Source organism: Streptomyces tubercidicus (genome assembly GCF_027497495.1).
GTDB classification, from domain to species: domain Bacteria; phylum Actinomycetota; class Actinomycetes; order Streptomycetales; family Streptomycetaceae; genus Streptomyces; species Streptomyces tubercidicus.
Genome location: NZ_CP114205.1, coordinates 6,871,127 through 6,883,277, shown reverse-complemented (window position 1 = coordinate 6,883,277; position 12,151 = coordinate 6,871,127). Strand labels below are relative to the sequence as shown.

The following is a 12,151-nucleotide window of genomic DNA, read 5'->3' as shown; positions in this document are numbered from 1 at the left end:
GACCTCATGCGGTCGCCCACTTCCATGCGCTGGACGACCACACCTGTGGCGCCGTCGGCGGTACCGGTGCGGGAGAGGGACCGTACGGAGCGACCCGCGTCACCAGCACCGGGTTCCAGAACTGTGCGAGCCGGTCCGCCGCTTCGGGCAGGCGGCCGAACTCCAATCCGTCCCGGAAGGTTGCCGTGTCCCAGAAGTCCAGCCACTCGCGTGGTGGTTGAGGCAGGTGGTCCGGCCAGGTGCGGCCCATGGCAGCGAATTCGATCGCGACGTCACGCCGTACTTCGTCCAGGAGCAGTGCGGGGGCCAGGGGGCTCGCGGCAGCCAGCAGGAAGTCCGTGAGATCGGTCCAGCGCGTATTGATCTTGCCGCCGTCGCGCCGTCGGGTGTAGCGCAGCAGCTTCTGCGCCAGGCACCGGCTGAGGGTCGCCGCCGGTACGGTAACCGGGGCGTGCCGGCCGGGGAAGTCAAGGGGTGCGGTGCGGTTGTCGCGCGCCGCCTCGGCGTCCGGCACCAGCAGGATGTTGAGCAGGACCTTCCCGATGGCCTCCCCCGCCCGTAGGCGGATCAGTGCCCGGTGTACGGTCGCCGTGCCGGGCGAGCTGAACACCACGGGTTCCGAACGCAGCAGCCGGAGACTCTCCCCTTGCGGGCCGGGCGGCAGTTCGGAGGCGGACAGCAGCAGCCGGCCCGCGCGCTCGGAAAGGGCCAGATCGACATCGTTCGGCAGCCGGGCTGAAGAGCCCATCCACCCCATAAGCGCCGTCGAACCTTTGAGATGCCAGGCGTGCGGTGGCAGGAGCCGGTCGATACTCGACAGGACCACCGCTATGGATTGGACCAGGTGTTGGTCAGCTGTGGGAAGCGCGGTCCAGTCGGCCTGCTCCCATGATCCGCGCCGCTGTTCCATCCGTGTCCCTCGATCGCGTGTCCGCCCGGTTCGCAGGGATGACGGTGTCACAGGAGGGTGGCGACGGAGGGCGGATTCCGCCGGATGTCCGCGCCTTGAGCGATCCAGCGCAGCAGGTGCGCAGGTGGCCTGTGCACCAGCCGCCGACGCCCGGTGCACAGGGCGACGCGTGCTGCCAGGGCCCGCAGCCCGGAGATCCCACAGCCGGCGGCCACGTCCAGCAGCCTGTCGGAAACGCCCGACGCAAGTGCCTGATGCCGGCCGGCCAGAGCAAGTATCCGTGCGGCCCCGAACAGATCTGCGTGGGCGTCTTCCAGCAGTTCTCGCGCCGCCTCTTGGCCCGCTGGGGTACTCACCGCGCGGTCGAGGTACTGGACCGCACGCGGCAGCAGCACCGGCCACGTTCGTACGGTGCCGACGAGGGCGCGGGACATCTGCGCGTCGGGCTCGATACGGGCCAGGGCATACCTGAGGGCACGTACATCGGCGTCCTGTATGCCCCTGCGCCAGACCTCGGGTGGGTGGCCTGCGACGTCGTGGGCCGGTCCCGTGAACAGGTCGTTCACCGGCTCGGTGGTGGTCTTTTCTTCGGACAGCCGCAGTCCGAGTCCTTCCAGCCCGCCTTCCACAACGTCGCGGACCTGTTCCGCTTCCGCGCTGTCGCGGACGAAGACATGCCAGTCGTCGCCCCAGCGAAACCACCGGCCCGGCGTCGTCACGGCCAGGAGGGCATCGATCGGGGCCAGCGCTGCGGTACCGAGCCGGTTGGCCCAGCGGTGACCGGGCAGGAGGCACCGGCCGGTGGCACGGTGCAGTTCGGTCAGATATCCCGCCAACTCGCCGGTCATCCAGGGAGCATCGAGCAGTACGTGCAGGGGAAGCGACTGGCCGAAGCGGTGAATGTCGAGCCTCAGGACGAGTGGCAGATCACCTCGGCGTGCCATTTCGCGCATACGGGTCTGTCGTGCCCGGTAGGCGGAGCGGTAGTCCCAGACCGGGGAACGGTAGCTGAACACCTCGGGGCGCATCTCCTGGTAGAGCAGCGAGCGCTCCACCAGGAGATGCGCATGGGCGCGTACGGCTGGTGGCACGACGGGCACACTCTCCGTCCGCCGGGTCAAGGGCACCTGAAGCCACCCGACATCAAGCCGCTCCGGCACCGCGACAGTTCCGCCGGCCAGGTCCCGGATGACATCGGTGGCGCCGAGGGCGTCGGGGATCCACTCGGTCAGCAGGTCATGGCCGAAACTCGTACTGACCGCGCTGTTCAGCCCGGTGACGTCGTCTCTCACGACGGCATGATGTCACCCGGACGGGGGCCGCTCGCATCGCCTAACCTGACCGGTGGACGAGGCGAAGAGGGGGAGTATGGCCGGCATTCCGGGCCCGGACGACAGCCTGGACCTTCACGCGGCGCTGGGCGCTCTGGTGGGAAAGACACCCGAGTATGCCGAAGGGACGATGAATCTCCTGCTGTCGCACATGCTCGACGCGGCAGCCATCGCCGACGTCATGTGGGAGCGCTATCTGGCGCCGTCCACCCGGCGGTTGCTGGACGAGACAGCCGGTGGCCAGGGCCGGGGCCGGGGGTTGTTCATCTGGCTCTGCGGGATGCACGACTACGGAAAGGCCACGCCGGCCTTCCAACACCGGTGGCCACGAGAGGCGGAGGCCGTACGAGCGGCCGGGCTGCGGTGGCACGAGCCGACCGCCGGACGGTTCGCATGGCATCACGGACGAGCCGGAGGTTATCTGCTGCAGCGGCTGCTGTCGGCGGCCGGGTGGCCCGAGGAGCACATCGACTGGGTGTGGCCCCTTGTTGCAGGGCATCACGGGTTCTTCTCAGTCGAGAGCGCGCTGAAGCCGGACCGTAAGGCACGCGGGCAGTTGGAGGGTGACGAACGCTGGGCTGAGGTACGACTCACCCTCGTCCAGCGTCTTTCCGGGGAACTGGGACTGGGTGCTCTCACCGCTCCCGCCCCCGCGGTGGTGCCGACGCGTGCTGTCCAACTCCAGTTGAGCGGGCTCATCGTGATGACGGACTGGATCGCCAGCGGGGCCGGCTTCCGGGGGATCGACGCGTTGGCCGACGTGAGCTTCCAGGGTGCACGGCAACGGGCAGCTGCGGCATGGGAGAAGCTCGGCCTGCAGGGCGGATGGGGAGAGCTGCCAGAGCCGCCACCGGACGCCTTCGCGAAGCGGTTCGGGTGCGAGCCGCGTCCCTCACAGGAGCTGGCGATGGAAACGGCGCGGCAAATGGCGGCTCCCGGCCTGATGGTCATCGAGGCGCCGATGGGCGAGGGGAAGACCAGGGCCGCCCTGATGGCGGCGGAGATCCTGGCCGCGAAGTTCGGCGCGGACGGCGTGTTCGTCGGCATGCCGGAGTGGTCCACCGACGACCCCATGTTCGGGAAGGTCAGAGAGTGGGTGAGCCGGATCGACGGGAAGCTGGCCGATCGGGTCGCGCTGCTCCACGGCAAGCGGACCTTCAACAAGGAGTGGAGCGCCCTGCTGAGCGAGCCACGGGGGGTCAGGCTCGCCGCCGTCGGCGAATGCGACGAGGACGAGAGGCACGGCGAGCAGGCGAGCGACGATCCGCACGGTTCCGGGGGCGGCGGGCCGGTGGCGCGCGTACCGGCCGAATGGTTCTTCGGCTACGCGCGCGGGCTGCTGTGCCCCTTCGTGGTGGGCCCGGTCGATCAGCTGCTGTACGCGACAACCCGCACCAAGTTCGTGATGCTCCGGATGGCGGGGCTGGTGGGGAAGGTCGTCGTACTCGACGAGGTGCACGCCACCGATGTCTACACCTCGCAGTTTCTCCTTGAGGGCCTGCGCTGGTTCGGCCAGGCAGGCGTACCGGTGGTGCTGCTGTCGGCGACGCTGCCGGCACCGCAGCGCCAGGCACTTGTCGACGCCTATCTGGCCGGGGCCTTGGGATGTGAGGAGTTCACGGCGGACGACCTCCGCCACCCTCAGGGGTACCCTTCCGCCACCGTCGTGTGGAACGCACCGGACGGCACCGGCCACCGTTCCGGCGTGTCGGTCTGTGACAGTTGGCGCACGGATCGGCCCGTCGACGTTGTCCTCCTGCCGGAGGCCGTTCCCGAGGGGGGTGCAGATCCCGAGGAGCACCGGGCAGCCGATACGGCCGCCGACGCAGCGGTCGCCGACCTGCTCGGCGAGGAGCTGACGCACGGCGGATGCGCTCTGGTCATCCGCAACACCGTCGAACGGGCCCAGGCGCTGTGCACCGTATTGCGTGAGCGCTTCGGCGACCAGGTGGTGCTGCTGCACGAGCAGCTTCCGCTCGGGACGCGTGCCGATCGCACGGCGGAATGTCTGCACCGGCTCGCCCCGTGGCCGACCGGCACCGCGGCGGTCCGGCCTCAGATGATCGTGGTGGCCACCCAGGTCGCCGAGCAGGCATTCGATGTCGATGTGGACGTTCTGATCACCGACATGGCCCCGATCGATGCGCTGCTGCAGCGGATGGGCCGGCTGCACCGCGGCGACCGGATGCACCGCCCCGGCCGATTGGCCCGGCCTCGGGTGATCGTCACGGGTTGGGCCCCCGGGAGCGCCCTACCTGGCCGGGACGGCACCGACGCGGATCCGCTCGGCCGTGGCGCTCCGAGGTTTCCCGCCCGCTCACAGGCCCTCTACGGCCGCCATCTGCTCCTGCACACGGCGGCCCTGGTCTTCACGGCCGCCGGGCAGTCGGGCGGCTGGAGCCTCCCGGGGGATATTCCTGCGCTGGTGGCGGCCGGTTACGGCGGCGACGACGAGGTTCCGGAGGCCTGGCGGGACGACACCGACGCGGCCCGGCGGCAGGAGGAGGCCGAGCGACGGGAACGCATCGGGAACGCCTCCCACCACCTACTGACACGGCGCGGCGACAGAGAGGCAACGACGCTGGCCGATCTCCATTACGTCGCCGTGCCTCCCGTAAAGGGCGATGCCGGGATGACCGCCCTGGTCCGTGACGGGGATCCCGGGGCGGAGGCCGTCCTCGTCATCCACGACGGTGCGAGGTACCTGACGCTGTCGGGGAGCGCTCTGGCAGAGGACGGTGCCGTCCCCGACAACGACCTCATTGACGAGGTCCTCGCCGACACGGTGAAGCTGCCCGCGACCTGCTCGTCGGAAGCGGCTGTGGAGCTGTCCGTCCTACCCGGCTGGGTTGGGCACGAACGGTTGAAATACCGCAGGGCTCTTGTCCTCGGGGCGGACCGCACCGCTTCGGTTTCGGGGCGGCGGCTGCGCTACGACCCGGTGCTCGGAATCATTGACGAGGGCGCGGTCACTGCAGAGTCGTCCGGCTCCGCAGTGGTGCGAGGGTGAGCAGGCCGCAGCCGTATGCCTTCGAAGGGCCGATGCCCTCCAACAGGCGCGTGACGAAGGCAGCGGGGTCGGTTACCTGAAGGCGCCCTTCGAAAGTGGCGCTCTGAATGGTGACGCGGGGGCCTTTCCCGTTCTTGACGAAGGAGTGCCGACGGCTTGCGGTGATACGGATGTCGCGTGCCGGGCCGGCGTCCTCCGTCCCTACCTCGGTGTTGCGCGCGTCGTCAGCGGTCCGGCTGTCGGCGAGGCCGGGGGCCGGGGCGTCGGTACGGGCTGTGGGGACGTCGAAGCCCCATCGGGCGGTGCGGGTCAGGAACCAGTTCAGCTGCGCGCTCGCAGTGCTATGGCCCAGCCTGAAGCCGCGTACCCGTTTGCTGTCGCTGTCAGCGGCAGCGGCGAGGCGGGCCGCCTGCGTGGGCGTGGGGCTCATCGGCGCCGCGGTGTTCTGTACGGGGCTGGCGGTCAAGCGGAATGCGAACTCCCGGCCGACGGCGATCTGGTCGAGGAGCGGGGCGTAGTCGCGGACGGCGGCATGTTCTCCGTCGGCGTCCGGCCAGCCGGCCTTTTCGACGATATGGGTCCAGTCGGGCTTGGCGGAAGTGAGCACGAACAGGTGTGGGCGACGGGGGTTGTCGGCGTCCAGCCGCCACAGCACGCGGTCGCCCTGGGGGGCATCGGGGATGCCCCCCATGACGGCACCGCGCATGGCACGCGGGTTGGCCAGCAGACGACGGCTTTCGGCGCGAAGGGGGTTGATGCGGATACGGGAGAGGTAGGTCATGGCGGTCACCAGCCCAGCAGGGCGAAGGGGTCGTGTCCGGCGGCTTCGTCCGCGCCGTCGTCGGTGGTGTCGGGCCGGGGGAACCCGGTGGGGATGCTCAGCCAGCCGTGCCGTACCCGTCGGCTGGTGAAGCTGCGGGCGTACGGGTCGAACGAGACCGGGGCATCGTGCAGGACGTCGTCACCTTCTGGGTCCTCAATGGTGACCGAACGGTCGATGCACGCCGGGTACAGCGGCCGGTCCAGCTCCTGCTCCCGTCCGCACTGGGCGGCGTACTGCTCACGGGCGCGCCGGGAGGCCTGCCAGGGCTCCTTCCGCAGAACGTGTTCCAGGCGTCCTTCCCGCAGGCCGAGGGCGAGCGGCTGGGTGGGAGGGCAGGAGCGGCGGCCGAGGGCAAGGGGGAAGGAGGGGGCCCGGACGGCCTGGTCCAGGGTGCACAACAGGTCACGGGGGCCAGCGACAGCCGCGACGAAGACCGCGTCCTGGAGGTAGTAGCGAGTGGTCACGTGGGTGTACTTGGCCGGGGAGGTGGGCTTCTGGAGGCCCTTGGCCGAGACTCCGGCCTGGAGCAGTGGCCGGTCCCGGAAGTCGCTGACGGTGTGGTAGTCCCGCAGCAGCGTTCCGGGCTGGTCGACGCGCACGCCCAGGCTCAGCGGCGTCAGCTCGTCGAGCGGGTCCTCACGAGCCATTCCGGCAGCCGCCGCGAGCAGGCCGATCACACCAGATTTGGTGGGCTCCGGGTTGGTTTCGCGTCGGTTGAAGGCGCTGCGAGAGCCCCATGACTGCAGGGGGCCGGCCAGGCGGAGCAGGAGTACGGCCTCGGTGGTCGTCCCTTGAGGGGCGGGCGTTGCCGGCGGAGGGGTGGTCATCGGGTGGCTCGCTTGACCGTGTCGGTGAGGTGGGCGCGCAGGCCGGCCAGCAGCTTCGGGAACGCCACGGGCTCAGCGAAGGTGTCCTTGAGCTGCTCCGCGATCTTCCCGGAGGATTCGAAGGTGTGGCACAGGGCGGTGAACGCGGGGGTGTCGCCCCAGACGCTGGTGGCGGTGGCGTACTCGCGCGCCAGGCGCCGGGCGGACTCCGCGGCGATTCCGGAGTGGGCCCCGACCGGCTCCTCGAAGGCGGAAACGAGGTTGACCGGCTGGTCTGTGCGTACGACGACAGCGACCAAGCTGGGCAAGGTGCGGTGGCCGAAGGAGTTGCCGTAACCGGTGGGCATGGAGCGGGCGAAGGAGGTGACGAACTCCTCAACGGCGGTGACCGCTGCCTCCTCGTCGGTGAGGTTGTGCAGGAGCTTGTGGAGGCTGACGGAGGCGTAGCGGTAGAGAGTGGCGGAGTTGAAGCCGATGGTGCCGATCATGCCGGCGCCGGTTTCCTGCTCCTTCATGGTCTCGTCGTCGACGGCCGTGAAGTAGTCGAATTCCAACTCGACGGCATGGGTGGACAAGGCGTGGGCGACCTGGGTGGCGGCGTCGACCTTCAGTGCGGGAACGTCGGCCACCATGCGCCCGAAGAGGGCGACGTCCATCGGATGTCCGGTGCTGAACTTCTCCTGCACCGGCAGCTGGTCGATCTCGGCTGCCAGCTCCGCGTCGTCCAGGGCGGCCAGTTCGGCTGCACGGCCACGGACAAGGTCGGCTACAGCGCTGAGTTGCCGGCGGCCGTAGAAGAACAGGTAGGCGGTGTCCCCTTCCTTCTTTCCGGCGCTGATCTTCAAGGGCGCCAGCAGAGCGCTCGCCAATCGGGACGAGGACTCGGCGGGCAGGTCGCTGTCGGCGCCGATCAGGCCGGCGAGCGCGCTGCTGATGCGCCTGGTGCGGGTCGCCAGGTCCTGTTCGGGCATGCGCTCGGTGAAATGGAGGCGGGTGGCCCGCTTCCACGCTTGCGACGAGACGCGGGACCGTCGCACACCGCCGTAGTACGCCTCCTTGGGGTTGCCCTGATCATCGCGGTTGAGGTTGGCCGGGGGCACGGTCTGAAGGATGTGGACGTCGATGTAGGCGCGGGGCTCGGTGAGCACTATGAAGTCCTCCGGTGTTTCGATCTGCGGACGGGCACGGTGGCGCTGTGGTAAGAGCACTAGGAGACGTTGTCAGGGGACGGCTTGACCGGGCGGGCATTCCAGGAGTGATACGCCAGCCCCCAGGTGCGGCGGACCCGTCGACGCGACTCGGGGTAGTGCCAGTTCTTGATGTCCTGAAGCAACTGGTCGTAATCCAAGGGCACTTTGACCGACCGGAGTTGGGTGATCAGGCCCCGCAGCCGATACACCAGGGTCGGCACAGAGGTCGTGTTCACCGTGGCTGCGACCCGGCGGTCCACGGCTTCCGTACTGAACCGGTCGTCGTGACGTAGGTCGCGCAGGGCCGCCCCCAGCCCGACACCCCGCTTGTGCATGGGGTGGGCCTGGCTCTGCTGATGCAGGCCATAGAGCGATAGCGCCGCGTGTTCGGCTTCCAGCTCCGGCGTCACCTGTCCGTCCGTGTGGCTGGTGTAGAAGGGCCAGAGCGCGGGGACCGTGCCGGCCGGCTGCCCCAGTCCGGACCGCAGGGCGGCGAGATCTTCGCCGGGGGCCTTGGCGAGCGCCCCGTTCTTGGGATCGATGCGCCAGGTCCCGTCGTTCCGTACGTACTGGCTCCAGTAGCGGCGGACGAGCGTGGACGCCGTGGGTTCGGTGGTGCTGCTGGGGCCGGTCTCGGGTGTGGCAGACACGGCAGTCCCCCTTCACTTTCGTCGGGCAGCCGATCGGTCATGTGTGGTGCGGTGACGGGACGGGTGGAAGAGGGGGGCCTGCACTACCGCTCAGGCGGACTTCCGCAGAGCCGCGCGGCGGGTGAGGATCTCATCCATCCGGTCCAGGAAGTGACGCTCGGCACGACTGAGCTGATAGACGCGTTCCTTGCCGTCCTTCGTCACGGTCCTGCCGCTGAAGAGTCCGGGGGCGGCTGTGGAGAGCACCTGTTCAGCCACCTTCCAAGTCTCCCGCCCGGCCTTTTGCTCCCACGCCGTCAATCCACGCTCGGACTGTTCGAAGTCCTCACCGATCGTGCGCAGGCCGACCAGCAGCCGCCGTACCAGCGGATCAAGGGCGTGCAGCAAGGTGTCCCCGGGGCGTTGCCCCTTGTCCCAGGGGATCGGTTCGGTGCCGGCCGCCCGCCGCAGATCAGCGGAGAGATTGTTGACCGCGCCGGCGAGACCTTCCGCCTGGCTCAGGGCCTCCAGAAGCGAGCCGCAGACGATGCCGTCCGGGTTCAGTGCAGTCAACGGCAGGGGAATCTCGTCGAAGAAGACATCCTCGACGACCGAGGACTGAGTGCCGTAGGCGATACCTGTCAGCTCTACCTGGAGCGGGTACTCCTGGGGCAGCCGCTCCCTGACCGCACCGATGCGGCTCAGCAGAACGCTGGTGTGGAAGCCTGCACGAACGTCCGTCGCATCGATCTGCTCCCCCGCACGATCAACCGCCAGCAATGCGTTCAGACCTCGCCAAGCAGCACGCCCCAGCTGATGTCGTCGAGGACGAACAGGAGAGACGACCTTCCCCTTGCCGCTCTTCTTGCCACGGGTAGCGGCACTGTCGACGATCCAGGCAGTATGGGGTTCGTGATCGGGCGTGCTGTCCAGTCGGTCCCCCGCTGCCACAACGACCTGCGTGACCCGCAGCCCACTCGGGGTCTCCTCCGGAACCAGCCGGATACGACGCGACTGCCAGGTCCATACGTCCAACAGCCCACGAGACGCGCGGGCCTGCCAAGCCGGTGTGGCACAGGACAGCGTCCCTTCGCCCCTGCTATCCGGCTCGCGACGCCTCCACTGGGGAAGGTCATCGGACAGCAGCGGCTGCCCGAAGGGAATGTTGAGCAGAAGAGTTTCGTAGACGGTACGCCCCTTGGGCATAACGACGCCCAATTGCCCCAGCGGACCGACCGGATTCCCCGTCGTCTTTCCCGCCTTCACCCGCGGATCGCCCACTGCACCTGTCTTGATGGCGGCGGTGTCCCAACAGTGGGTGTGCAGCAGCCATCGTGCAGCCTGCGCCGGGGTCAGCTCCAGAGAGTCGCCCTCCGAACGGGACGAGAACAGCGGCACGTTGTTGCCCGTGGCAGCCGTCGCCACCAGAAGCGCCGACCCCTTGGTCTCGTCTCTGGCGGTACGCAGCCCCGCTACCTGTGCGAAGGGCGCGTCCTTGCCGAAGAGGTCGAACAGGTGACGGTGACCGTCAAGGTAAGCATTGAGCTTGTCGCACTGCTCAGGAGAGAAGGCCCCGGCCTTGAACATCGCAACCCACTCAGCGGCATCCCGCGGCCGTCCCAGAGCATCCACGACGATGGGCAGCAACAACTGCCGGAAAATTGCAGGCTTCTGGGTCGGCAGTTCGACAGCGATGTCCTGGAACCGCTCGGCCCCCAGAAGGAGCCGTCGTACACCGACCTCTTCGAAGGCACCAAGCCCTCGGTGCCCCTCCCCCACAACACTGTTCGAGGAGCGTGCGGACAGCCACGCGTCGTCCAGCAAATTACACAACTAGGCTTCCCCCCATGCATCTACGCCATAAGACGCGAGAGGCATCGTTACACAGCAGCCCCCAGTCCCGTCTCCAAATGCCAAAATGTTCCCCGCACCCGCGGGGTTGGTCCCCTCGCCCGCCTTGTACAGAGCCTGCTCCGTGCGTGGTCCCCGCGCATGCGGGGTTGGTCCCTACCCCATGCGGTGGCTGCCGAAGGCCCTCGTGTGGTCCCCGCGCATGCGGGGTTGATCCACGCCACGGAGGGAGCCACCGAGGCGGGGATCGCCTGCTCCCCGCACCCGCAGGGTTGGTCCCCTCCTTGTCGGCGATGCCCAGGTGGTCCGAAGCTGCTCCCCGCACCCACGGGGTTGGTCCCGTCGCGTGGCAGTCCAGGAACCGGCCGACGCGCTGCTCCCCGCACCCGCGGGGTTGGTCCCGTCATCCTGGCGATGCCGATCATCGCGATCGCCTGCTCCCCGCACCCGCGGGGTTGGTCCCGCCTCAGCCCCCGCTTCGATGGTCTTCGCGCTCTGCTCCGCCCACCCGCGGGGTTGGTCCCGCCAAGCGGCTCGTTGCCGTCACCGCCCTGGACTGCTCCCCGCACCCGCGGGGTTGGTCCCGCGGTAGACGACGGACCGCAGCGCGGCGATCGCTGCTCCCCGCACCCGCGGGGTTGGTCCCATCAGGCCGTACGCCAGGGCCTGGGCCTGGCTCTGCTCCCCGCGCACGCGGGGTTGATCCCTGGCGGCAGAGTGGGCTGCTCCCCACGCCCGCCGCGAGCATCGTCGCCGCTTCCACTGACGACATCATGGCCACAAACGCCCCGAGGTCTCGCCCTGCGCCCCCTGGCCGGACTCCACATCGCAGGCATCTTCCTCTGGTCAGCCCGATATTCCAAACGAAACTGCAAGCTTCTCCCACACGTACACGTGCTGTCTGCTCTCACCGGGATGGCCTCCCGGGTACCCGGTCCCACTGCCCGGAATCGGGCTCAAGGAGCACGCTTCGACGCTCGTGTCCACCGAACGATCGGGACATGTGCTGGCTGGTCGCTGAAGATCTGGAGTCGGCCGCCATGCACCGCGTCGGCCGAGAGCATGGCGGTGCTCGACGAGCCAGCCGGACGACGGCAGGCGCAGAAGTGCGCCATCATGCATGAAGGTTTCGGAGTAACGGCCGGCGTATGGCCCCCATGGCCGAGGGTTCATCGACCATGGCGAGTGCGGCAAGCGATTTGAAGCGACGGACGAGGAAATGGCGCGGGATTACGACAGTCAGCTGCTGGAGTCGGTGGCGGTACGCCGCCGCAGGATGCGGGACGCCCTGTTGTTCGGTTCCCAGCGGGGACGTCGCACGGCGGACGAGCGGCTGGGGAAGGTCTTCGCGGGCATCGCGATCACGGCTGTCCTGTGTGCGGGGTGCGTGGGGTGGTCGTTTCTTCAGCACACGCTGGCCACACAGAAGGCTGAGCAGGAGAAGCAGCAGCGTCAGATGCAGCAGTACGGGCAGCCGACAAGGTCGGCGACCCCCTAGAAGCCCACGGATCGGATTCGGACAGAGTTTGCGACATTCCCGGGGGATGCGCGAAGAGCTGACCGTGCAGAAGAAGTTTCCC

Annotated in this window: 9 protein-coding genes; 2 read left to right on the top strand and 7 right to left on the bottom strand. The window is 68.7% G+C overall.

Annotation, left to right across the window (positions count from 1 at the left end; translation table 11 throughout):
- Nucleotides 1-4: 4 nt before the first annotated feature.
- Both STRTU_RS30125 and STRTU_RS30120 read right to left on the bottom strand, forming a co-directional pair.
- Entirely contained in the window at nucleotides 5-910 is a 906-nt protein-coding gene (locus STRTU_RS30125) for a nucleotidyl transferase AbiEii/AbiGii toxin family protein (RefSeq protein ID WP_159748045.1), read from the bottom strand.
- A 47-nt stretch (nucleotides 911-957) separates the two neighbouring features.
- Nucleotides 958-2,202 carry a hypothetical protein gene (locus tag STRTU_RS30120; protein ID WP_159748043.1) on the bottom strand — a complete coding sequence of 415 codons (1,245 nt, stop codon included), beginning with the start codon at nucleotides 2,200-2,202 and terminating at the stop codon, nucleotides 958-960.
- A 76-nt stretch (nucleotides 2,203-2,278) separates the two neighbouring features.
- Here STRTU_RS30120 and cas3 point away from each other — a divergent pair, with 76 nt between their 5' ends.
- Nucleotides 2,279-5,251: a CRISPR-associated helicase Cas3' gene (gene cas3 / locus STRTU_RS30115; RefSeq protein ID WP_246241494.1), complete on the top strand. Its 2,973-nt coding sequence runs from the start codon at nucleotides 2,279-2,281 to the stop codon at nucleotides 5,249-5,251.
- Here the strand turns inward: cas3 and cas6e are convergent.
- The 5 genes from cas6e to casA form a co-directional block, all read right to left on the bottom strand.
- On the bottom strand, nucleotides 5,211-6,032 hold the full coding sequence (cas6e, locus tag STRTU_RS30110) for a type I-E CRISPR-associated protein Cas6/Cse3/CasE (RefSeq protein ID WP_167539306.1): 822 nt from the start codon (nucleotides 6,030-6,032) through the stop codon (nucleotides 5,211-5,213). The two genes, cas3 and cas6e, sit on opposite strands and share 41 nt — an antisense overlap.
- Before the next feature lie 5 nt (nucleotides 6,033-6,037).
- Complete coding sequence (gene cas5e, locus STRTU_RS30105) at nucleotides 6,038-6,901, bottom strand: type I-E CRISPR-associated protein Cas5/CasD (protein WP_159748039.1); 864 nt, start codon at nucleotides 6,899-6,901, stop codon at nucleotides 6,038-6,040.
- On the bottom strand, nucleotides 6,898-8,049 hold the full coding sequence (gene cas7e / locus STRTU_RS30100; RefSeq protein WP_246241493.1) for a type I-E CRISPR-associated protein Cas7/Cse4/CasC: 1,152 nt from the start codon (nucleotides 8,047-8,049) through the stop codon (nucleotides 6,898-6,900). The genes cas5e and cas7e overlap by 4 nt, the downstream gene beginning before the upstream one ends.
- 59 nt (nucleotides 8,050-8,108) lie before the next feature.
- Nucleotides 8,109-8,741: a type I-E CRISPR-associated protein Cse2/CasB gene (casB, locus tag STRTU_RS30095; RefSeq protein WP_159748037.1), complete on the bottom strand. Its 633-nt coding sequence runs from the start codon at nucleotides 8,739-8,741 to the stop codon at nucleotides 8,109-8,111.
- A gap of 90 nt (nucleotides 8,742-8,831) precedes the next feature.
- Entirely contained in the window at nucleotides 8,832-10,544 is a 1,713-nt protein-coding gene (gene casA / locus STRTU_RS30090) for a type I-E CRISPR-associated protein Cse1/CasA (RefSeq protein WP_246241492.1), read from the bottom strand.
- 1,246 nt (nucleotides 10,545-11,790) lie between these two features.
- On the opposite strand from casA, the gene STRTU_RS30085 reads away from it, so the two are divergent.
- The gene (locus tag STRTU_RS30085) at nucleotides 11,791-12,069 is read left to right on the top strand and encodes a hypothetical protein (RefSeq protein WP_159748033.1); all 279 of its coding nucleotides are present in this window, start codon (nucleotides 11,791-11,793) and stop codon (nucleotides 12,067-12,069) included.
- The last annotated feature ends 82 nt before the right edge of the window (nucleotides 12,070-12,151 follow it).

Excerpts from the sequence above, each read along its gene's own strand:
- cas6e (WP_167539306.1), bottom strand. The coding sequence starts at position 6,032 with ATGACCTACCTCTCCCGTATCCGCATCAACCCCCTTCGCGCCGAAAGC.
- STRTU_RS30125 (WP_159748045.1), bottom strand. The coding sequence starts at position 910 with ATGGAACAGCGGCGCGGATCATGGGAGCAGGCCGACTGGACCGCGCTT.
- cas3 (WP_246241494.1), top strand. The coding sequence starts at position 2,279 with ATGGCCGGCATTCCGGGCCCGGACGACAGCCTGGACCTTCACGCGGCG.
- cas5e (WP_159748039.1), bottom strand. The coding sequence starts at position 6,901 with ATGACCACCCCTCCGCCGGCAACGCCCGCCCCTCAAGGGACGACCACC.
- STRTU_RS30085 (WP_159748033.1), top strand. The coding sequence starts at position 11,791 with ATGGCGCGGGATTACGACAGTCAGCTGCTGGAGTCGGTGGCGGTACGC.